Consider the following 19,513-nt stretch of genomic DNA (forward strand, 5'->3'; position numbering starts at 1 on the left):
CCCCGCCGGTCACCCCGCCGCGCCCTCCTCCAACCGCACCAACCCCACCAACGCCCGGTTGGTGCGGTTGGACCGCACCGCCGCCCGCTGCTGACCCGCCGTCACCTCGATGTACGTCTGCGACGACGCCAACGACGCGTGCCCCAACAACCGCATGATCTCCGCCGCGCTCGCCCCGTCCTCCGCCAAGCGCGTCGCGAACGTGTGCCGCAGCGCGTGCAACTGCGCCCCCCGCGGCACCCGGTCGACCACCCCGGCCCGCCGGTAACAGGACTCCACCAGGTACTGCAGGCCGCCCCGGCGCAGCGGCTCACCCCGCCGGTCCAGCAGCAGCGGCGAATCGGGCCGCACCGACCGCGCCCCGAACCGCCGAGCCCGACTTTCCAGGTACGCCACCACCACCCGGTCCAGCTCCGGCTCGATCGGCACCACCCTCGGCCGACCGCCCTTGCCGATCACGTCGACCCGCCGTTCACCGGGCCGCCCCGCCAACGACGCGACCCGCAGCGCCAGCAACTCCGACAGGCGCAGCCCCGCACACAGCGCCAACGCCAACACCGCCACGTCCCGCTCCGGCCACGGATCGCGCTGCCGGCCGTCCTCCCGGGACACCGCAGCGAGCAACTGCTCCGGGGTGTCCTCACCGCGCAGCGGCTTGGGCTGGGGGAGCGGGGCACGGGGTCGGTCCACGGCCGGCATCGGGTTGCCCGCCACCACCCCCTCGGCGACCAGGAACGAGAAGAAGCTGTTCCACGTCGACCAGGCGCGGTGCACCGAGGCCACGGCGCGGGGGGCGGCGAACCGGGCGAACGCCGCCCTCATGACCCTGGGGGAGAGGCCGGTGACCGGAAGCGCGTCCGACGGCAGGGGAGGGACGAGGGTCTCGCCGGCCAGGGCCGCCACCGCGCACAGATCCCGCCGGTACGCCTCCAGCGTGTGGGGGGAGGGCTTGCGGGTGGCCCGAGCGGTCAGGAACTCCTCGATCAACGACCGTACCGATTCGTCCTGTTTCTCATGCATAAGGGATATTATGCATGATTTTCGGGTTACCGGCGACCCCCAGGGGAGTGAAGAACCCTGACGCCTCGACCCCGGCCGGCATCGCCCGACTCCCGATCCCGCCTTCGGTGGTGATCAAGCGGGCTGGGGACAAGCCCGAACCGGACCAAGCCTTTTGATCACCGCCGAAGGCGGAGGGCTGGTGGGGCGAGTGCGAGGCGGGGTGGATCAAGGGGCCTGCGCGGTCAGCCGGGCCAGCCTCGGCGTGGCCGGAGGCGGGGTGGTGGGTGCTGGCGCCCGGGCCGGGCGTGAGATTGCCTGGGGCTGGAGTTCCGTCGGGATGGGCGACGGGGACGCGGGGCGCCGGAGGCCGGTTCTTTGCCGGTGCCGGCTCCTGCGCGGGAGAGGCGCCTGAACGGTCTACTTTACATAATGTACATTATCGAATCGCCGGGTGAAGGTGCCGTGAGCTGCCAGAACTTCCGCCCGAAGGCAATTCAGCCACGCACCGCCTGCGTGCATCGCCAGGCGAGCTCCGCGTCGCCGACGTGTCTGTCACCGTCGGCTGTCGGGCGGAGAGTTTTTCGTCAACTTCCGGGAAGAAGGCAGCATGCTTCCCGCACTCGACCGTCGGCACACCGTCGCGCCGCCCGGGTACAGCCGTTGGCTGATTCCGCCGGCCGCGTTGGCGATCCATCTGTGCATCGGGCAGGTCTACGCCACCAGCGTGTACAAGAACTCGCTGATCGCCCACTTCGACGCGAGCCAGACGGCGATCGGGGTGATCTTCAGCATCGCGATCGTGATGCTGGGGTTGTCGGCGGCGGTGGCCGGCACGTGGGTGGAGCGCAACGGTCCACGTAAGGCGATGTTCGTCTCGGCGTGCTTCTGGGCGGCGGGGTTCCTGGTCGGTGCGGTGGGGATCGCGACGGATCAGTTGTGGCTGCTGTACGTGGGGTACGGGCTGCTGGGCGGGATCGGGTTGGGAATCGGCTACATCTCCCCCGTGTCGACGTTGATCAAGTGGTTTCCGGACCGGCCGGGCCTGGCTACCGGGTTGGCGATCATGGGGTTCGGGGGCGGCGCGATGGTGGCCTCTCCCCTGTCCCGGCAGCTGTTGTCGCTCTACGACCCGGGCTACGACCCGGACGCCACCACGGGCGCGACGGCGTCGGGGACCGCGCTGGTGTGGCTGTTCGTGACGCTGGGCGTCGGCTACTTCATGATCATGATGTTCGGGGTGGTGAACGTGCGGGTGCCGGCGGCGCACTGGCGGCCGGCGGGGTTCGAACCGGCGCGGGCGACGGCGAGGCCGATGGTGACCACGGCGAGCGTGTCGGCGGCGAACGCGGTGCGGACGCGGCAGTTCTGGTTGCTGTGGGTGGTGTTGTTCTGCAACGTGACGGCCGGGATCGGGATCCTGGAGCAGGCGAGTCCGATGATCCAGGACTTCTTCCGTGAGGAGGGCGCGTCGGCGGTGTCGGTGGCGGCGGCGGGCGGTTTCGTGGGGCTGCTGTCGCTGTTCAACATGGGTGGCCGGTTCGTGTGGTCGTCGGCGTCGGACATGATCGGCCGTAAGCCGGTGTATGTGCTGTACCTGGGTGTGGGGATGGTGTTGTACCTGCTGCTGGCGTTGTTCGGGCAGGTGGCGACGGGGCTGTTCGTGTTGTTGGCGTGCGTGATCGTGTCGTTCTACGGGGGTGGGTTCGCCACGATGCCGGCGTACCTGCGGGACCTGTTCGGCACGTACCAGGTGGGGGCGATCCACGGCCGGGTGTTGACGGCGTGGTCGGCGGCGGGGGTCGCCGGTCCGTTGATCGTCAACGGGTTCCTCGACGCGAAGGGTGCGCCGGGGACGCTGACAGCGGCGGGGTACCGGCCGGCGCTGTTGACGATGGTGGGGGTGCTGGCCGTGGGGTTCGTGGCGAACCTGCTGGTGCGGCCGGTGCCGGAGCGGTTCCACGAGCTGGCGCCCGTCGGTTCGGGCGGGGTGCAGGGAGGGATTGCGCGATGAGCAACGGTTCGTCCGGGCAGACCGGCCGGTTGTGGATCTCCTGGTTGCTGGTGGGTGTGCTGCTGGGGTACGGGGTGGTGCAGACGGTGCTGACGGCGGCGAAATTGTTCACCGGCTGAGGGGGAACCGGCAGGGGTGCGTACGTCGGGGCGTGGAGGTCGTCGCCGACCTGTCCACGCCGGCGGGGCGCGCGGCGGCGGTCGAGGTGAGTGGCCGGCTCGGCGGTATCCCCGTCAGAGGCCGCCGGAGACGCGGAGGACGGCGCCGGTGGTGTAGCTGGCGTCGGGGCTGAGGAGCCAGGCGATGGCGGCGGCGATCTCGTCGGGTTCGCCGGCGCGGCCGAGTGGGATGCGGTCGGCGGCGGTGTCGGCGCGGTCGGGTGCGCCGGAGAGGGCGTGCAGGTCGGTGCGGACGATGCCGGGGGCGACGCCGTTGACGCGGATGCCGTGGGGGGCGAGTTCCTTGGCCAGGCCGACGGTGAGGGTGTCGGTGGCGGCTTTGACGGCGGCGTAGTGGACGTACTCCCCCGGGCTGCCGAGGGTGGCGGCGGCGGAGGAGACGTTGACGATGGCGCCGCCGTGGGTGAGGCGGCGGGCGGCTTGTTGGGCGCAGAGGACGTACCCGATGAGGTTGACGTCGACGACGTGGCGCAGGTCGTCGGCGCGTAGTTCGGTGAAGGGGCCGATGGGGCTGGTGACGCCGGCGTTGTTGACGAGGCCGGTGAGGGGGCCGAGGTCGGCGGCGGCGTCGAAGAGGCGGGTGACGGCGTCGGGGTCGGTGGTGTCGGCGGGGACGGCGACTGCGTGGCGGCCGGTGACGCGGATGTCGGCGACGACGGTGTCGGCGGCGTGGTGGTCGCGGCGGTAGCCGATGGCGATGTGGTGGCCGTGGTTGGCGAGGCGGCGGGCGGTGGCGGCGCCGATGCCGCGGCTGCCGCCGGTGATGATGGTGACGGGATTCAATGGGTGCTCCTCCCCCGGGTGCTGGTGGTGACGGTACCGGCGGGGGCGGCGGTGTTGGTGGAGAGCGCGGTCACACTGGTGATCGCTTACGCTGCCGGCGTCGACTAGTGGAGGTGTGCGGGTGTCGGGTGTGCGGGTTGGTGACCTGGTCGAGGATTTCGAGTTGCCGGACGAGACGGGGACTCTGCGGCGGTTGTCGGAGTTCCTGGCGGTGGGGCCGGTGGTGTTGTTCTTCTATCCGGCGGCGATGACGCGGGGGTGTACGGCGGAGAGCTGTCACTTCCGGGATCTGGCGGCGGAGTTCGCGGCGGTGGGCGCGTCTCGGGTGGGGATCAGTCGGGATGCGGTGGAGAAGCAGGCGGAGTTCTCCCGGTTGCACGGGTTCGACTATCCGTTGTTGTCGGATGTGGACGGTGTGGTGGCGCGGCGGTTGGGGGTGTTGCGGCGGGTGCCGTTGGGGCCGTTGGGTTCGCGGCGGATGACGTTTGTGATCGGGTCCGACCGGCGGGTGGTGGAGGTGGTGCACAGCGAGTTGGGGATGAACGAGCATGCGGATCGGGCGTTGCGGGCGTTGGGGGGCTGATCTTCGGGGTGTCGCAGCGGGCTGGTATCAAGGCAGGAATCAGACAGGTGTACGGAAGAGGGTTGTGATGGTTGCCGCGGGCCAGGGTTTGTCCACTGACGAGGTGCAGAGCATCCGGGAGGCGTTGGCGGCCGGCCGGAAGCCGAAGGTGGTGTTCACGTCGTCGGCGGGTCAGATCGCCGGTCAGGTGGGCCAGGTGGTGGAGTTGACCGATCCGTCGGTGTCCGACGAGTTCGTGGTGGTGCGGTTCGGTCGGGACGAGTTGCCGTTCTCCCCCGCCGATGTGGCGGTGGCGCCGCGGGGGGCGGGGCGTCGGGTGGTGGAGGTGAAGGCGGAGCCTGAGCCGGAGCCGGTGCCGCCTGTGGCGGAGCCGGAGTTCGTGTTGGACACGCCGCGGGTGCCGGTGGCGCGGCGGGAGGAGCCGAAGGTGGAGCAGCAGGTGGAGGCGAAGCCGGCGCGGCGGCCGGTGAAGGCGGTGAAGGCGAAGGGTCCGGCGGGTTTGACGGTGACGTTGGCGTATGCCGACGGTGAGTGGACGGTGGCGGCGCAGCAGGGTGCGAAGTCGTTGGCGAAGCCGTATGTGGTGAAGCCGGCGGAGGCGTTGCGGATGGTGGTGTTGGTGGATGTTCCGGGGGTGCAGGAGGCGGTGGAGCAGATTCTGGCTGCGGAGCGGGCGGAGGCGGAGCAGCAGGCGGGGAGGCTGCGGGCGGAGTTGGCGGAGATCGAGGCGCGGTTGGCGGAGTTGCGCGAGGCGGGTTGATCGCGCCTGGTGTGCCTGTTTCCCCGCCCTCCGTCGCCGTGTGCGGCGGGGGGCGGGGGTGTGTCGGGGTTCAGAAGTAGTCGTGCAGGTGGGCGGGGCCGGCGGCGGCGAGCAGGTCGAGTGGGCGGGGGTCGGCTGGGGTGGTGATGTGCAGTTGGCCGGTGTGTCGGAGGGTTTCGGCGTCGGTGGTGCCGGTGTAGAGCTGGGCGAAGCCTCGGACGGTCAGGTGTAGGGGTGTGTCGGTGGTGGTGCGGTGTAGTTGGGCGGCGCCATCGGCGACGTCGAGGCGCCAGGTGCCGGTGTTCCAGTCGGCGAGGTGGTCGTGGAGGGTGAAGGTGACGGTGCCGTGGGTGTGGGTGGGCCAGCCGCGTTGGGTGATGGCGCGGGTGATGTCGACGGGTCGGTGCATCCAGGTGTCGCGGTGGTGTTCGCGGGTGGCTTCGAGGGGCAGGTGGGCGGTGATGGCGTCGCCGTCGAGGAGGTTGAGTCGCAGGGTGGGGGTGACGCTGGCCCAGGTGGCGAGGGTGCGGATGAGTTCGCGGGCGGCGTCGGCGGTGGTGGCGAGGGCGTTGTCGACGGTGAGGACGGCGTCGGGGCCGCAGCCTCGGCCGCGGTCCCAGGTGGCGTAGGCGACGAGGTGACCGTCGTGTTCGACGAGGGTGAGGCCGTCGGTGGGCAGGGTGTCGGTGGGGTGGTCGTGCAGGGGGCCGCGGCGGGTGAGTAGGCCGCGGCGGTGGCGGGTGACGGTTTCGTAGAGGTCGGTGACGGCGGGCAGGTCGGCGGGGCTGCCGTCGCGGACGGTGAGGTGGGGTGCGGGTGGGTGTCGGGGTAGTGCGGCGGTGGGCAGGTCGAGGGTGCGGAGGGCGCCGGTGACCTCCCAGCCGCAGGCGCGGTAGGGGGCGCTGGTGGTGGGGAAGAGTGCGCTGATGGCGGCGCCGCGGTCGTGGGCGCCGCGTAGGAGGCCGGTGAGTAGGGCGCGGGCGACGCCTCGGCCGCGGGCTGCGGGGGCGACGGCGACGCCGGCTACGTCGGCGGCGGTTACGGGGCGGTCGTTCCACCACTGGTCGTGGTGCAGGTCGACGGCTTTGCCGAGGAGTTGGCCGGTGTGGTCGAAGGCGCCGTAGCGGGTGAGGCCGGGTGGGGTGGTGGTGGCGTGGGGCGGTGGGGTGGGTGCGGATCCGAAGGCGTGGCGGCCGAGGGTCCAGGCTGCGGTGAGGTCGTCGGGGGTGAGTTCCCGGACGTCGATGGTGGGCATCGGGTGACGGTAGCGGGCGGTGTGGTGTGTCTGCCTGGGTTTTGTCGTTCGGGTGTGCGGCAGGGGCCGGTGCGGTTACCGCGCCGGCCCCTGCTGATTGTTGGTGGTCAGTGGTGCGGGATGTGGGCGACGCCGATGCGCTTGCGGAACACCCAGTAGGTCCAGCCCTGGTAGGCCAGGACGATGGGGGTGAACACGACCGCCACCCAGGTCATGATCTTCAGGGTGTAGGGGGTGGAGGCGGCGTTGGTGGCGGTGAGCGTGCCGGCGGCGTCGAGGGTGGAGGGCAGTACGTTCGGGAACAGCGCCGCGAACAGCGTTGCCACGGCCAGCGCGATTGCCACGGCGGTGCCGGTGAACGCCCATCCTTCGCGGCGTAGCCGGGCGGCGGCGAGGCCGGCGAGCAGGGCCAGCGCCGCGCCGACGGCGAAGACGACGGCGGCCGTGCTGGAGCGGATGGTCAACGTCCAGCTCAGGAACGCCACCGCGAGCACGGCGGTGGCGATGCCCAGGCGTACCGCGAGTTTGCCGGCGCGGTCGCGGACGTCGCCGACGGTTTTCAGCGCGATGAAGACGGCGCCGTGGGTGAGGAACAGTGCGGCGGTGGTGGCGCCGCCGAGCAGGGCGTACGGGTTGAGGAGGTTGAGTAGGCCGCCGACGTATTCGTGGTCGGCGTCCAGGGGTACGCCGCGCACGATGTTGGCGAAGGCGACGCCCCAGAGGATCGCCGGCACCACGGAGCCGACGAAGATCGCTGTGTCCCAGCGGCGTTTCCAGGAGGCTTCGGGGCGTTTGTGGCGGTATTCGAAGGCGACGCCGCGGATGATCAGGGCCAGCAGGATCAGCAGCAGCGGCAGGTAGAAGCCGGAGAAGAGGGTGGCGTACCACTCGGGGAAGGCGGCGAACATGGCGCCGCCGGCGGTGATGAGCCAGACCTCGTTGCCGTCCCAGACGGGGCCGATGGTGTTGATCAGGACGCGGCGTTCGCGGTCGTTGCGGCCGAGGACGGGTAGCAGCATGCCGACGCCGAAGTCGAAGCCTTCGAGGATGAAGTAGCCGGTGAACAGCACGGCGACGAGGAGAAACCAGATGGTTGTCAGTTCCATGGTGGGCTCCGGGTCAGTAGGCGAACGCGAGCGGGCGTTCGGCGTCGCCGCTGTCGTCGGTGGGGTCGGGGTGGTCGGTGAGGTCGGGTACGCCGGCGCGGGCGTAGCGGAGCAGGAGTTTGACCTCGATGACGGCGAGGATGGCGTAGATGAGGGTGAAGGCGGTGAATGAGGTGAGGACTTCGGTGAGGGAGACGCTGCGGGACACGCCGTCGCGGGTGAGCATCTCGCCGAAGACGATCCAGGGTTGGCGGCCCATTTCGGTGAAGATCCAGCCGAACGAGTTGGCGGCGAGGGGTAGTAGCGGCATGACCAGGCCGGCGCGCAGGAGCCATTTGCTGGTGGGGGTGCGGCCCTTGCGTTGTGTCCAGAGGACGAGCAGGGCGATCGCGGCGGCGGCGAGCCCGAAGGCGATCATGAAGCGGAAGCTCCAGTAGGTGATGGGGATGATCGGGGTGTAGCTGCCGGCGCCGTACTGGCTGGCGTACTGGGCCTGTAGGTCGTCGATGCCGTGGACGGTGCCGTTGGGGTCGCCGGTGCCGAGGTAGGACAGCAGGTAGGGGATCTTGAGGGCGAAGACCTCGCGGCTGCCGTCGAGGCTGCCGATGGTGAGTACGGAGAACGAGGCGGGGCTCTCGGTGGTGTAGAGGCCCTCGGCGGCGGCCATCTTCATCGGCTGCACCTGGGTCATGATCTTGCCCTGGATGTCGCCGGTGATGAGTACGAGCGCCGAGGAGGCCAGGACGACCCAGGCGCCGAACTTGGTGGCGAAGCGGTAGGCGGGGGTGTCGGCGCTGTCGCGGTTGCGGATGGTGTGGTACAGGCCGACGGAGACGACGAGGGACCCGGCGACGAGGAACGCACCGGCGAGGGTGTGCGGGAAGGTGATCAGGGCGACCTTGTTGGTGAGCACGGCGAGGAAGTCGGTCAGCTCGGCTCGGCCGGTGTCGGGGTTGATGCGGTAGCCGACGGGGTTCTGCATGAAGGAGTTCGCGGCGAGGATGAAGTAGGCACTGAGGTTGGTGCCGATGGCGGCGGCCCAGATGGCGGCGAGGTGCAGGCGTTTGGGCAGCCGGTCCCAGCCGAAGATCCACAGGCCGATGAAGGTGGATTCGAGGAAGAAGGCGACGAGGGCCTCGATGGCCAGGGGGGCGCCGAAGATGTCGCCGACGAAGCGGGAGTAGTCGCTCCAGTTCATGCCGAACTGGAATTCCTGCACGATGCCGGTGACCACGCCCATCGCGAAGTTGATCAGAAAGAGCTTGCCGTAGAACTTGGTGAGTTTGAGGTAGCGCTCGTTGCCGGTGCGGTGCCACAGGGTCTGCAGGATGGCGACGAGCACGGACAGGCCGATGGTCAGCGGCACGAACAGGAAGTGGTAGACGGTGGTGACACCGAACTGCCAGCGGGCGACGTCCAACGCGTCCACCTGATAACCCCCAGCCTTTCATACTACGAGACGTAGTAGATACTACTGGGCGTCGTAGGGAGTCGTCAGGGGCGGAGGTCCCGAGCCGGCCCGGGACCAATGACCTTGATCACCACTGCCGCTCGGCCCACCCGGGCGGGCGGTCCCCCGGCCGTGGCGGCGGCGTGCGACCATCGAGCGTTGATGGACACCCCGACCGGCCCCTGGCGGCCGCCCCTGCTCTGGCGTGGCGCCCAACTGTTCGCCCGCGCCCTCGTCGGCGCCCTGGCCCGCCTCGAAGTCACCGGCGACGTGCCCGACCGGCTGCGCCGCGGCCCGCTGATCCTGGCCGCCAACCACCTCAGCCCGTTCGACCCGGTGGTCCTGGCCGCCGCCTGCCGCGCCCGCGGCGTCGCTCCCCGGATCATGGCCACCGGCGGCCTGTTCCGCACCCCGCTCGTCGGCGCCGCGATGCGCCGCGCCGGGCACCTGCGCGTGGACCGGGGCACCGACGCCGTGCACCGGGCCCTCGACGACGCGGCCAGGGCCGTGGCCGACGGGTCGGTGATCCTGGTCTACCCGGAGGGCCGCATCGGCCTGGACCCCGGCCTGTGGCCCGAGCGCGGCAAGACCGGCACCGCCCGGCTCGCCTTCGCGTGCGGCGCCCCCGTGGTGCCCGTCGCGCAGTGGGGCTCCCACGAGGTGCTGCCCTACCGGGCTCCGAGGGGCATGTTGCGCGCCCTCGCCCGGGCGGTGGTTCGCCGGCCGGTGCTCAGGGTGCGCTTCGGGGCGCCCGTGGACCTGACCGGCATCGACCCAGCGGCCCCCGGCGCGGCGGCCCGGGCCACCGACCGGATCATCGACGCGGTCACCGACAGCCTGGTCCCGTTGCGCCCCGACGAGCCCGACCGGCCCCGGCACGTCGACCCGGGCCGCCCCAGCGACACCAGCCGCTCCCACCGGCGAGGCCCGCGGCCCTGACCCGGTCGCGTCGGGGCGCCCGACGCGACCGGGTCAGGTGGGTCAGGCGGCCGGTTCCAACGCCACCACCGGGATCACCCGGCCCGCCCGGGCCTGGTAGTCGGCCCAGCCCTGGTCGGCCTGCGCCGCACGGGCGAAGGCCCGGTCCCGCTCGTCGCCGGCCAGCACGACCGCCCGCGCCCGCCAGGTCGACACCCCGTCCTCGACGGTGACCAGCGAATCGGCCGCCAGGTTGCGGAACCACTGCGGGTCCCGCGGCGCTCCCCCGGCCGAGGCGATGACGAGAACCCGGCCGTCCTCGCCGGTCACCCGGCCCACCGGGGTGGTGTGCGGTGCGCCGGTGCGCGCCCCTGTGGTGGTCAACAGCAGCAGCCGGGCGCCCTCGAACCACCCCCCGACCCGGCCGCCGTTGGCGCGGAACTCCTCGATGATCTGCTGGTTGAAGTCGTTGGGCATGCGGTGTCCATTCTCCGGACCGGGTGCTCGCCTCGCGCGGGGCGGGGCGGTGGGTGACGGGAAGAAGCGGCCGGCGAGCGGCCCCCGGGAGGGGCCACGTCGGGGGCGCTGCGGAAGGTGACGTGAAGCGGCAGGACGAGCCGCCCGCGCGGGGCGGGGGGTGGGTGTCACTCACGCACGGCGGGCCGCGGGCCCGCCCGGCCTTCACGCCTCGGCCGGGTGCCCTGTCCGCTCGTGGCCCATGGCCGACCCGGCAGTCACGATGTCAGATACTAGTGTCGCCTCCGGATCACCGGCAATGCCCCGGCCGCTTGCGCAGACGGTCCCGCGTCCCCTCCGACGAAACCGCCACGCCGCCCCGGGTGCGGACCTGCGCGGCGGCCCGGCGGTCTCGTCGGGTCGAGCACGCCGACCCCGACGGTCAGGCGGTGACCGGCTGGGCGGCCTGACCGACCCGACGGCGGTTCATTCCCGGCCGGACACCCGCCGGCCACCGCCGCCCGGCATACTGCCCACCGTGCAGCCCCGCTCCGGCTACCTCGACGCGCCCGCGCCGCTGGCGTTCGCCCACCGCGGCGGTGCGGCCGACGGCGACGAGAACACCACCGCCGCGTTCGCCCGCGCCGTCGACCTGGGCTACCGGTACGTCGAGACCGATGTGCACGGCACCGCCGACGGGGTCGCCGTGGTCTTCCACGACGCCACCCTGCGCCGGGTCACCGGAGAGCCGGGGCGCATCGCCGACCTGCGCTGGGCCGACCTGGCCTCGGTGCGTGTCGGCGGCGCCGCCGTGGTGCCCCGCCTCGACGACGTTCTCGCCGCCTGGCCGGACGTGAGGTTCAACATCGACATCAAGGCCGACGGGGGCGTCGAGGCGACCGTCGCCGCGCTCGGTCGGGCCGGCGCCGGCGACCGGGTGCTGCTGGCCTCGTTCAGCGACGCCCGGCTGGCCCGGCTGCGGGCGTTGACCGGCGGGCGGATCGCCACCGGCCTCGGCATGCGCGGGGTGGCCCGGCTGCGGGTGGCGTCCCTGCACGGCCGGCCGCTGCGGCTGCCCCCGTCGGTGGTCGCCGCCCAGGTCCCGCCCCGCTACGGCCGGATCCCGGTCGTGGACCGCCGGTTGATCGCCTACGCCCACCGGCTCGGACTGCATGTGCACGTCTGGACGATCGACAAACCTGCCGAGATGCACGAGTTACTTGATCTTGGAGTGGATGGCATCATGACCGATCACGTCGGCGTGCTGCGCGACGTCTACCGCAGCCGCGGCCACTGGGCCGCCTGAGAACCGGCGGAGGAAAACCCCCATGGCCGAGACCGTCACCCCGACGGTGGACAACCCCCCGCCGCCGGCGAGCACCGCCCGCGAGCGGCGCGGCTGGTACCTCTACGACTGGGCCAACTCGGCCTTCCAGACCACGGTGATCACCGTGTTCCTCGGCCCGTTCCTGACCACCGTCACCGAGCTTGCCGCCGGCTGCGAGCTCGGCGCGGACAGCTGCGACGGCTACGTCCACCCGCTGGGCATCCGGGTCGCCGCCGGCTCGTACTACCCGTACCTGATTTCCCTGTCGGTGTTGCTGACGGTGTTCGTGCTGCCCGTGATCGGCGCGGTCGCCGACCGCTCGGCGCACAAGAGGCGGCTGCTCGGCGCGGCGGCGTTTACCGGCGCCGGGGCGACCATCGCGATGGCCCTCGTCACCGGTGAGCGGTACCTGCTCGGCGGGGCGCTGTTCCTCGTCGCGAACATCTCCTTCGGCGCCGCCGTGGTCGTCTACAACTCGTTCCTGCCGCAGCTCGGTGGCCCCGACGAACGCGACGGCATCTCCAGCCGAGGCTGGGCCATCGGCTACCTCGGCGGCGGGGTGCTCCTGGCGCTGAACCTGGTCGCGGTCACGATGTTCAGCGAGGACGGCAACCCGCAGCGCACCCTGGACCTGGCCCGCTGGTCGATCGTGTCCGCCGGCGTGTGGTGGGCGGTGTTCACCCTGGTGCCGCTGCGCTGGCTGCGTGAACACCCCACCGCCGCGGCGCTGCGCGGCGGCGGCAACGTGCTCGGCGACGGGTTCCGGCAGCTCGGCCGCACCCTGCGGGAGATCAAGGCCTACCCGCTGACCCTGTACTTCCTGCTGGCGTTCCTGGTCTACAACGACGGCATCCAGACCGTGATCACCCTGGCCAGCCAGTACGGCACCGAGGAGCTGCACCTGGAGCAGGGCACCCTGATCGTGACGATCCTGCTGGTGCAGTTCCTCGCCTTCGGCGGCGCCCTCGGCCTCGGCGCGCTGGCGCGGCGGATCGGGGCGTGGAAGACGGTGCTGCTCAGCCTCGTGCTGTGGACCGGTGTGATCATCGCCGCGTTCCGGCTGCCCGAGAAGGCCCCGCTGCCGTTCATGATCCTCGGCGGGGCGATCGGCCTGGTCCTCGGCGGCAGCCAGGCGCTGAGCCGGTCGCTGTTCAGCCAGCTCATCCCCGCAGGCAAGGAGGGCGAGTACTACGGCTTCTACGAGATCAGCGACAAGGGCACCAGCTGGCTCGGGCCCCTCGCGTTCGGGCTGGTGTTCCAGCTGACCTCCTCCTACCGGGTGGGTCTGGTCTCCCTGCTGATCTTCTTCGTGGTCGGGTTCGCGCTGCTGGCCGCCGTGCCGATCCGCCGCGCCATCGTCGCCGCCGGAAACACCCCGCCGCGGGTGCTGTAGCGCGCCGGTCCGGTGCGTGGGCCCCGCATCCCCGGGGGCCCACGCACCGGACCGATCGTCAGCCGTCGATGGACTAGGCTGCCCCGACGTGACCGACGACGCCGCCCCGACCTGCCTGGCCCGGCCCCTCCCCGGCCCGGACGACACCCGCGCCGGCTGCGCCGCAGCCCGGGGCGTCGACGGCCGCCCGCTGCACGCCGCCGCGCTGAAGTTCTTCTGGGGGCCGATGGACTGCGGCAAGTCCACGATGGCCTTGCAGATGAACTACAACCACGCCCGGCAGGGCCGCCGTGGCCTGGTCACCACCCGCATCGACCGGTCGCTGGGCCCGCAGGTCACCACCCGCATCGGCCTGGCCCACTCCGCGATCGAGGTCACCGACGGCCTCGACCTGCGCGACCTGGTCCGCGACGCCTGGGCCGAGGGGCTCCGGGTGGACTACCTCATCTGCGACGAGGCGTCGTTCTACGACCTCGAACACATCGAGCAGATGGCCGAGCTGGTCGACAACTACGACGTCGACGTGTACGCCTTCGGCCTGGCCACCGACTTCCGGTCCTGCCTGTTCCCCGCCGCCCGGCGGCTGTTCGAGCTGGCCGACTCCGTCGCCCGCATCCAGGTCGAGGTGCTGTGCTGGTGCGGCCGGGAGGGGCTGCTCAACGCCCGCGTCGTCGGCGGCCGGGTCGCCCGCGAGGGCGAACAGGTCGTCATCGGCGACACCGCGAACAGCGCGCAGGTGCGCTACCGGGTGCTGTGCCGGCGGCACTACCGCGCCGGGGACCTCGGCGGCCGGTAACACCGCGCCGACGGGTCAGTACGGGTCCCCGCACACCCGCCAGCCGTCGGACTCCCGCACCACGGGCAGCTCCCGCTGTTCGCTGCCGCCGCCGTCGCGGGTCAGCCGCACCGCCACCGTGCCCCGGGGACGGCCGCCTCGGGTGGCCACCGCCACGTCGGTGATCTCGTAGCCGGTGACCTGCGGCGGGGTCCGCAGCCACGCGGCGAAGCCCGCCGCGCTCCACCGGCTGCGCGCGTCGGCGCACAACCGCCCGTAGGCCCGGTCGACGTCGCCGGCGGACACCTCCCGCAGGAACCCGTCGGCGGCCTCCCGCACCGGGCCGCTGGACCCGGCCACCACCTGCACGTTCCACGCCCCCAGCCCGGCCACCCCGACCAGGCACAACCCCAGCCCCGCGCCGGCGGCCAGCAGCCCGGTGCGCACCGGCCGGCTCCGCCGGGCCGGCCGGCTCCACGACCGCTCACCGCCCATCACCTCCGACCGTAGGCGGCCGGCCGCCGGCCCGCAGCAACTCGCCCCCGGTCGCCTCCGGGGCACGCATCGTCTACCGTCGGCGCACACCCCGACGCGAGCGCCCCGGAGGCGAGACGATGACCCGTTACGTGCAGCCGGTGTCCACCCCCGAGGACCCGTACACCGGGGACCGCCTGCTGCGGTCCTGGCTGAGCCGGCAGCTCGGCGCGGACGGACACGACGCCGCGCAGGGCCCGCTGACCGACCTGGCCGCCGACGTGACCGGGCCGCTGCGCGCCGCGCACGCCGACGCCGAGGCCCACCCGCCGACCCTGGTCCGTTACGACCCGTGGGGCGCCCGCGTCGACCGCGTCGACACCTCCGCCGGCTGGCAGGCCCAGCGCGCCGCCGCCGCCCGGCACGCCGTGGTCGCCCTGCCCTACCTGGAGTCGGCGCGCGGCACGTGGGGCGCCGCCACCCGCGTCGTCCAGCACGCCCTGCTGCACCTGTACGGGCCGGAGTCGGCCACCTTCTCCTGCCCGGTGGCGATGGCCGACGGCGCGGCGGCGCTGCTCAGCCTCCCCGAGGTCGACGCGGACGTCCGCGACGCGTGGCTGCCCCGGCTCACCTCCACCGACCCGGACACGGCGATCGTCAGCGGGCAGTGGATGACCGAGTCGCAGGGCGGCTCCGACCTGTCCCGCTCCACCACCACCGGCCGGCCCGCCGCCGACGGGTCGTGGCGGCTGACCGGGGAGAAGTGGTTCTGCTCCGCCGCCGACGCCCCGATGGCGGTGGCCCTGGCCCGGCCCGAAGGCGCCGGACGGGGCAGCCGGGTCCTCGCCCCGTTCCTGGTGCCCCGCTACGCCGCCGACTCGCCGCTGGCCGGGGCCAGCGCCGCCGCCGACTCGCCGGCGCCCGGGGTCACCGTGCACCGGCTCAAGGACAAGCTGGGCACCTGGGCGCTGCCGACGGCCGAGATCGGGCTGCGCGACGCGTACGCGCTGCCGCTGGGCGACCCGGCCGTGGCCGGCCTGGTCCGGGCGATGACCCTGGTGGTGGTGACCCGGGTGCACAACGCCTCCGCCGCGGCCGGCGGGATGCGTCGCGGCCTGGCCTACGCCCGCGCGTACGCCGACGCCCGTACCGTCGCGGGCGGGCGGCTGGCCGACAACCCGCTGCACCGGGCCACCCTCGGCGCCCTCGCCGTCGACGCCGCCGCCGCGTTCGCCCTGGCCGGGCACGCGTTCGCGCTGCTCGGCCGGGTGGAGGTGGGCGCCGACCCGGACGCCGCCGCCGAGCTGCGGGTGGTGGCCCCGCTGGCCAAGCTCGCCACCGGCCGGCTCGCCGTCAGCTCCGCCAGCGAGTACGTGGAGTGCTTCGGCGGCGCCGGGTACGTCGAGGACACCGGCGTGCCCCGGCTGCTGCGCGACGCGCAGGTCCTGCCGATCTGGGAGGGCACCACCAACGTGCTCGCCCTGGACGTGCTGCGCGCGGTCACCCGGGAGGACGCGGGCGCGCCCCTGCTGCGCAGGCTGTCCGCCGCCGTGGACCTGGCCCGGCCGCTCTCCCCCGCCCTGGCCGACACCCTCGCCTCGGTCACCGGGGAGCTGACCACCGCCCTGACCGACGTCACCGCCGACCCGGGGGCCGCCGACGTGGTCGCCGGCGCGCGCGGGCTGGCGTTGCGCCTGGCGGCGGCGCTGGCCTGCGCCCTGCTCGTCGAGCACGCCGCGTGGGGCGACGAGCAGGCCGAGGTGGCCGCCCGGCTCTGGGCCCGGCGGCGGCTGCGCCACGAGGACATCTCCGGCGACGCCCACCAGCACCTCGACCTGCTCTGCTGAGCGCTGTCGGGCTAGCGGGCCAGCAGCGCCCGAAGCGCCGCGACCACCTCGGCGGGCGCCTCCTCGGCCATGAAGTGCCCAGATGTCACGGTGCGGTGCTCCAGGTCAGCCCCCCACAGGCCGGCCGCGTCGTAGCCGAGGGCTGTGCCCCAGTCCTGCTGGAGCACGGTAACCGGCATGGCCAGCCGGTTGCCGGCCGCCCGGTCGGCCGTGTCGTCGGTGACGTCGATGCCGGCCGACGCCCGGTAGTCGGCGACGATCGAGGTGACCGCGCGGGGGTGGTCCAGGCCCGCGCGGACCGCGACCAGGGCGCCCCGGTCGTGCCCGGCCAGGGCGAACCGCTCGTGGCCGAGCGCGCGGGCCAGGGCCACCACGTCGGCGGCCATGGTCCGCTTGGCGTAACGGGTGCCGTCGGCATCGGCGGGCTTGTCGCTCCTCGCCGGCAGCGGCATGCCCGGCATGGAGCGGGGCATGCTTCCCCTGGCCCTGCTGTCGCTGCGCCTGGCGCGGCACCCCGGCACGGGCGTCGCGGACCTGTCGCCCGTGCCGCCCGACCACGGGTGGGACGACTGGGACTGGGGCCCGTACGAGCCCTGGGTGCGCCCCCTGCTCCTGCTGTCCGCCGGCCACCGCGACGAAGCTGCCGCCGCGCTGCGCGCCCTGCCCGACTCGCCCCACGACCTGCTGTGGGAGGCCAGGCTCTGCCTCGCCGGCCGCGCGGCGCTGGCCCTGGGCGACCAGGCCACCATGCGACGCGTCCATGCCGAGTTACTGCCCGCCGCCGGTGAGCTGGCGGGCGCGGGCAGCGGGGTGCTCACCCTCGGCCCCGTGGCCGGCCACCTCGCCGACCTCGATGCGGCGCTGGGCCGCCCCGGCGAGGGCTGAGAGCCGAGCACGCGGGTGAACCACCAGCTTGAGGCCAGACGGCGGGGCATGCCGGCAAGGCACCGTCGTGGAGCGAAAACCACTCCGCAGCGGGTTTCAGCCCCGGCGCCGGGCCCGAGCCGCCCAGATCACGTACGCCGGGTCGCGGTCGAGGTTGTGCCGGTCCCGGTCGTAGCGGCGGGTGGTGCGCGGGTCGGCGTGTCCCATGGCGTCCTGCACGTCCTCCAGAGGCACTCCCTCGGCGCGGGCGGTGGTGGCGAACGCGTGCCGCAGCGAGTGCGGGGACAGTTTCGCCCACGCCGGGATGCCGGCCGTCCGGGCCAACCGGCGGACCAGGCGGAACACCGAGTGCCGGTCCAGCCGGCCACCGGTCGCTGTCACCAGCAGTGGCCCGGTCAACTCGGGCACCGTCACCCGGGCCTCCGCCGCCCGCTCGGCCAGATAGGCGTCGACCGCGTACGTGGTCGACGGGGTCAGCGCCCGCCGGCGCGGCTTGCCGCCCTTGCCGACGAACCGGACGCTGCGGTGTCCCCGCTCCGCGCCCAGGTCGGCCAAGTCCAGCGAGACCAGCTCCCCCACCCGCAGCCCCAGGTCGGCCAGCAGCGCCACGGCGGCCCGGTTACGCGCTGCGGTCGGGCCGGCCTCGGCCTCCGCGGCGGCCAGCAGCGCGTCCACCTCCTCGGGGGTGAGACCCACCGTCGCCGAGTGGTCCCGGTCGATGCGGGGCCGGTCGGCGCCGGAGACCGGGTTCGCCTCGACGGCGCGCAGCTTGACCAGGAAGTCGTACCAGCTGGACAGGGCCGACAGTTTGCGGGCCACCGTGGCCGGCGTCAGCGGCCGGCCGGTGCGCGCCGCCGGGTCGCTCTCCAACTCCCGGCCGTAGGCGTTGACGTCAAGAAAGTTCGCCCGCAGCGGGTCCAGCTCGCGCACGGCGCACCAGGCCAACCAGCCGGCCACGTCCCGCCGGTACGCGTCGCGGGTGTGCTCGGACAGCCGCCGGTTACGCAGCCACGCCTCGGTGAAGTCACCCGGCCCGGCCCCGCGCAGGGCCGGGCGGGCCGCACCACGCGAGGGCACCGGAAACTCGGGACGCGACATGCGAGAAAGACTCTCAGCCCTCGGTCGGATCGGCGGTGAGGCGCGCCCGGCCGGTTTCCCGCCCCGGCCCCGAGATCACCTCACGGCGCAGACGCCGCCGGAGTTCGCCGCGATGCTGGCCGGCATGGACCGTGCCATCGCCGAGGGGGCTGAGGACCGCACCACCGACGTCGTCCAGGGACTCACCGGCCGCCCGCCGCACGGCTTCCGCGCAAGTCGCCAACCGGGAGATGACACGGGACGGATGAGTTTCGACGGTACGACCAGCCCCGGCGGGAAGACGGGGCAGACGGTCACCGGCTCCGCTCGCCATACTTGATCACATGCTCTGGGGTGTCGACGGTCCACATTTCCTGCTGGACTACGCGGTGGCGGCCGTCGCCGCGCTGGCTGTCGCGCTGACGGTGCGCGGGCTGACCGGTCGCCGCACCATCGGCGGCGAGCCGGGGCTGATCGAGCTGGCCTACCTGACTGACCGGGCGGCGCTGGCCTGCCAGCTCGCCGTGGCCACCCTGCGCCGCGCGGGCGCGTTGCGGCCCGCGGAGCTGGCCACCATGGTCGCCGTCGCCCCGCCCCCGGCGCGGTCGACGCCCCTGGTCCGCGCGGTGCACGCCGCGCTGCGACGACCGCAGACCTGGGCGGCTGTCCTCGCCGACCCCGGGGTCAACCGGTCGCTGCGCCGGCTGGTCGCCGGCCTCCTGCGCGACGGGTGGCTGCTGACCCGATGGCAGCGCCGGCGCATCGCTCTCGGCGCGGTGCCGCTGTTCGCCGTCGCCGCCGTCGGGATCCTGCGGCTGGTGGAGAGCGCCGCGCAGTCCCGCGACGCCGGTGGCCCCGCCTCCGTCGTCGGTCTGCTACTGGGTTGCGGGGTGACCCTGCTCGGCGGGTGGTGGTTGTGCGAGGTGCCGGAGATCGGGGCCGCCGCCCGCCGGCTGCTGCGCCAGGCCCGGCGTACGCACGCCGACCTGGACCCGCAGCGGCGGCCGGCGTGGAGTGAACGCGGCACCGACGAACTGCTGACGGCGATGGCGCTGTTCGGGGCGCGCCCGCTGCTCGCCGTCGACCCGCGCTTCGCCGACCTGGTCGGGGTGCACGACGACCGGCCCCGACCGCCGACGCCGAGGCAGGCCGCGCGGCACGAGCGGCGCGACGTCCCCGACAACCGGTAGCCGATCAGACCCCAAGACGTCCTCTGGTTCACCCACCGGCGC

The 19,513-nt window shown here is 73.2% G+C and carries 20 protein-coding genes; 11 read left to right on the forward strand and 9 right to left on the reverse strand.

Annotation, left to right across the window (positions count from 1 at the left end; genetic code table 11):
• Window positions 1-9: 9 nt before the first annotated feature.
• The gene (locus ACFYZF_RS23395; protein ID WP_387024059.1) at window positions 10-1,020 is read right to left on the reverse strand and encodes a tyrosine-type recombinase/integrase; all 1,011 of its coding nucleotides are present in this window, start codon (window positions 1,018-1,020) and stop codon (window positions 10-12) included.
• 589 nt (window positions 1,021-1,609) lie between these two features.
• Between ACFYZF_RS23395 and ACFYZF_RS23400 the strand changes: the two genes are divergently transcribed.
• Both ACFYZF_RS23400 and ACFYZF_RS23405 read left to right on the forward strand, forming a co-directional pair.
• The gene (locus ACFYZF_RS23400) at window positions 1,610-3,013 is read left to right on the forward strand and encodes an OFA family MFS transporter (RefSeq protein ID WP_387024061.1); all 1,404 of its coding nucleotides are present in this window, start codon (window positions 1,610-1,612) and stop codon (window positions 3,011-3,013) included.
• Window positions 3,010-3,132 (forward strand): hypothetical protein, encoded by a 123-nt coding sequence (locus ACFYZF_RS23405; protein WP_387024062.1) that lies wholly within the window; start codon window positions 3,010-3,012, stop codon window positions 3,130-3,132. The genes ACFYZF_RS23400 and ACFYZF_RS23405 overlap by 4 nt, the downstream gene beginning before the upstream one ends.
• A gap of 114 nt (window positions 3,133-3,246) precedes the next feature.
• Here the strand turns inward: ACFYZF_RS23405 and ACFYZF_RS23410 are convergent, their stop codons facing one another.
• A complete protein-coding gene (locus ACFYZF_RS23410; RefSeq protein ID WP_387024064.1) occupies window positions 3,247-3,975 on the reverse strand; it encodes an SDR family NAD(P)-dependent oxidoreductase in 729 nt (242 codons plus the stop codon).
• A gap of 121 nt (window positions 3,976-4,096) precedes the next feature.
• Between ACFYZF_RS23410 and ACFYZF_RS23415 the strand changes: the two genes are divergently transcribed.
• Together ACFYZF_RS23415 and ACFYZF_RS23420 are read left to right on the forward strand one after the other, a co-directional pair.
• A complete protein-coding gene (locus tag ACFYZF_RS23415) occupies window positions 4,097-4,558 on the forward strand; it encodes a peroxiredoxin (RefSeq protein WP_350889440.1) in 462 nt (153 codons plus the stop codon).
• A gap of 67 nt (window positions 4,559-4,625) precedes the next feature.
• On the forward strand, window positions 4,626-5,318 hold the full coding sequence (locus ACFYZF_RS23420) for a hypothetical protein (RefSeq protein WP_387024066.1): 693 nt from the start codon (window positions 4,626-4,628) through the stop codon (window positions 5,316-5,318).
• A 70-nt stretch (window positions 5,319-5,388) separates the two neighbouring features.
• On the opposite strand, the gene eis is transcribed toward ACFYZF_RS23420, so the two are convergent.
• From eis to ACFYZF_RS23435, 3 genes are all read right to left on the reverse strand, one after another.
• Window positions 5,389-6,564: an enhanced intracellular survival protein Eis gene (gene eis, locus ACFYZF_RS23425; RefSeq protein ID WP_387024238.1), complete on the reverse strand. Its 1,176-nt coding sequence runs from the start codon at window positions 6,562-6,564 to the stop codon at window positions 5,389-5,391.
• 116 nt (window positions 6,565-6,680) lie between these two features.
• Window positions 6,681-7,679 carry a cytochrome d ubiquinol oxidase subunit II gene (gene cydB / locus ACFYZF_RS23430; RefSeq protein ID WP_387024068.1) on the reverse strand — a complete coding sequence of 333 codons (999 nt, stop codon included), beginning with the start codon at window positions 7,677-7,679 and terminating at the stop codon, window positions 6,681-6,683.
• A 13-nt stretch (window positions 7,680-7,692) separates the two neighbouring features.
• A complete protein-coding gene (locus ACFYZF_RS23435) occupies window positions 7,693-9,108 on the reverse strand; it encodes a cytochrome ubiquinol oxidase subunit I (protein WP_387024070.1) in 1,416 nt (471 codons plus the stop codon).
• 183 nt (window positions 9,109-9,291) lie between these two features.
• Here ACFYZF_RS23435 and ACFYZF_RS23440 point away from each other — a divergent pair, with 183 nt between their 5' ends.
• Entirely contained in the window at window positions 9,292-10,068 is a 777-nt protein-coding gene (locus ACFYZF_RS23440; protein WP_387024072.1) for a lysophospholipid acyltransferase family protein, read from the forward strand.
• A gap of 42 nt (window positions 10,069-10,110) precedes the next feature.
• Here ACFYZF_RS23440 and ACFYZF_RS23445 read toward each other — a convergent pair whose 3' ends face one another.
• Window positions 10,111-10,524: a nitroreductase/quinone reductase family protein gene (locus ACFYZF_RS23445; RefSeq protein ID WP_387024074.1), complete on the reverse strand. Its 414-nt coding sequence runs from the start codon at window positions 10,522-10,524 to the stop codon at window positions 10,111-10,113.
• Between the two features lie 517 nt (window positions 10,525-11,041).
• Here ACFYZF_RS23445 and ACFYZF_RS23450 point away from each other — a divergent pair.
• From ACFYZF_RS23450 to ACFYZF_RS23460, 3 genes are all read left to right on the forward strand, one after another.
• Window positions 11,042-11,809: a glycerophosphodiester phosphodiesterase gene (locus ACFYZF_RS23450; RefSeq protein ID WP_387024075.1), complete on the forward strand. Its 768-nt coding sequence runs from the start codon at window positions 11,042-11,044 to the stop codon at window positions 11,807-11,809.
• Between the two features lie 22 nt (window positions 11,810-11,831).
• Entirely contained in the window at window positions 11,832-13,223 is a 1,392-nt protein-coding gene (locus ACFYZF_RS23455; protein WP_387024077.1) for an MFS transporter, read from the forward strand.
• 115 nt (window positions 13,224-13,338) lie between these two features.
• The gene (locus ACFYZF_RS23460; RefSeq protein WP_387024240.1) at window positions 13,339-14,019 is read left to right on the forward strand and encodes a thymidine kinase; all 681 of its coding nucleotides are present in this window, start codon (window positions 13,339-13,341) and stop codon (window positions 14,017-14,019) included.
• A 15-nt stretch (window positions 14,020-14,034) separates the two neighbouring features.
• Here ACFYZF_RS23460 and ACFYZF_RS23465 read toward each other — a convergent pair whose 3' ends face one another.
• Complete coding sequence (locus tag ACFYZF_RS23465) at window positions 14,035-14,493, reverse strand: hypothetical protein (RefSeq protein WP_387024079.1); 459 nt, start codon at window positions 14,491-14,493, stop codon at window positions 14,035-14,037.
• Between the two features lie 119 nt (window positions 14,494-14,612).
• Here ACFYZF_RS23465 and ACFYZF_RS23470 point away from each other — a divergent pair, with 119 nt between their 5' ends.
• A complete protein-coding gene (locus ACFYZF_RS23470) occupies window positions 14,613-16,319 on the forward strand; it encodes an acyl-CoA dehydrogenase family protein (RefSeq protein ID WP_387024081.1) in 1,707 nt (568 codons plus the stop codon).
• Between the two features lie 11 nt (window positions 16,320-16,330).
• On the opposite strand, the gene ACFYZF_RS23475 is transcribed toward ACFYZF_RS23470, so the two are convergent.
• Window positions 16,331-16,792, reverse strand: a complete 462-nt coding sequence (locus ACFYZF_RS23475) for an alpha/beta fold hydrolase (protein WP_387024083.1) — start codon at window positions 16,790-16,792, stop codon at window positions 16,331-16,333.
• On the opposite strand from ACFYZF_RS23475, the gene ACFYZF_RS23480 reads away from it, so the two are divergent.
• Complete coding sequence (locus ACFYZF_RS23480) at window positions 16,791-17,204, forward strand: hypothetical protein (protein ID WP_387024085.1); 414 nt, start codon at window positions 16,791-16,793, stop codon at window positions 17,202-17,204. The two genes, ACFYZF_RS23475 and ACFYZF_RS23480, sit on opposite strands and share 2 nt — an antisense overlap.
• Before the next feature lie 96 nt (window positions 17,205-17,300).
• On the opposite strand, the gene ACFYZF_RS23485 is transcribed toward ACFYZF_RS23480, so the two are convergent.
• Window positions 17,301-18,302, reverse strand: coding sequence for a tyrosine-type recombinase/integrase (locus ACFYZF_RS23485; RefSeq protein ID WP_387024087.1), 1,002 nt, complete (start codon window positions 18,300-18,302; stop codon window positions 17,301-17,303).
• A 323-nt stretch (window positions 18,303-18,625) separates the two neighbouring features.
• Between ACFYZF_RS23485 and ACFYZF_RS23490 the strand changes: the two genes are divergently transcribed.
• The gene (locus ACFYZF_RS23490) at window positions 18,626-19,471 is read left to right on the forward strand and encodes a TIGR04222 domain-containing membrane protein (protein ID WP_387024089.1); all 846 of its coding nucleotides are present in this window, start codon (window positions 18,626-18,628) and stop codon (window positions 19,469-19,471) included.
• Window positions 19,472-19,513 lie beyond the last annotated feature (42 nt).

Origin of the sequence: Micromonospora sp. NPDC001898 (genome assembly GCF_042891255.1) — a bacterium.
In the GTDB taxonomy this organism is placed as follows: domain Bacteria; phylum Actinomycetota; class Actinomycetes; order Mycobacteriales; family Micromonosporaceae; genus Micromonospora.

What these genes read in the sequence shown, in the direction of transcription:
- ACFYZF_RS23395 (WP_387024059.1), bottom strand. Translation starts at nt 1,020, where the DNA reads ATGCATGAGAAACAGGACGAATCGGTACGGTCGTTGATCGAGGAGTTC.
- ACFYZF_RS23400 (WP_387024061.1), top strand. Translation starts at nt 1,610, where the DNA reads ATGCTTCCCGCACTCGACCGTCGGCACACCGTCGCGCCGCCCGGGTAC.
- ACFYZF_RS23405 (WP_387024062.1), top strand. Translation starts at nt 3,010, where the DNA reads ATGAGCAACGGTTCGTCCGGGCAGACCGGCCGGTTGTGGATCTCCTGG.
- ACFYZF_RS23420 (WP_387024066.1), top strand. Translation starts at nt 4,626, where the DNA reads ATGGTTGCCGCGGGCCAGGGTTTGTCCACTGACGAGGTGCAGAGCATC.
- cydB (WP_387024068.1), bottom strand. Translation starts at nt 7,679, where the DNA reads ATGGAACTGACAACCATCTGGTTTCTCCTCGTCGCCGTGCTGTTCACC.
- ACFYZF_RS23440 (WP_387024072.1), top strand. Translation starts at nt 9,292, where the DNA reads ATGGACACCCCGACCGGCCCCTGGCGGCCGCCCCTGCTCTGGCGTGGC.
- ACFYZF_RS23445 (WP_387024074.1), bottom strand. Translation starts at nt 10,524, where the DNA reads ATGCCCAACGACTTCAACCAGCAGATCATCGAGGAGTTCCGCGCCAAC.
- ACFYZF_RS23455 (WP_387024077.1), top strand. Translation starts at nt 11,832, where the DNA reads ATGGCCGAGACCGTCACCCCGACGGTGGACAACCCCCCGCCGCCGGCG.
- ACFYZF_RS23465 (WP_387024079.1), bottom strand. Translation starts at nt 14,493, where the DNA reads ATGGGCGGTGAGCGGTCGTGGAGCCGGCCGGCCCGGCGGAGCCGGCCG.
- ACFYZF_RS23470 (WP_387024081.1), top strand. Translation starts at nt 14,613, where the DNA reads ATGACCCGTTACGTGCAGCCGGTGTCCACCCCCGAGGACCCGTACACC.
- ACFYZF_RS23480 (WP_387024085.1), top strand. Translation starts at nt 16,791, where the DNA reads ATGCTTCCCCTGGCCCTGCTGTCGCTGCGCCTGGCGCGGCACCCCGGC.
- ACFYZF_RS23475 (WP_387024083.1), bottom strand. Translation starts at nt 16,792, where the DNA reads ATGCCCCGCTCCATGCCGGGCATGCCGCTGCCGGCGAGGAGCGACAAG.
- ACFYZF_RS23485 (WP_387024087.1), bottom strand. Translation starts at nt 18,302, where the DNA reads ATGTCGCGTCCCGAGTTTCCGGTGCCCTCGCGTGGTGCGGCCCGCCCG.
- ACFYZF_RS23490 (WP_387024089.1), top strand. Translation starts at nt 18,626, where the DNA reads ATGCTCTGGGGTGTCGACGGTCCACATTTCCTGCTGGACTACGCGGTG.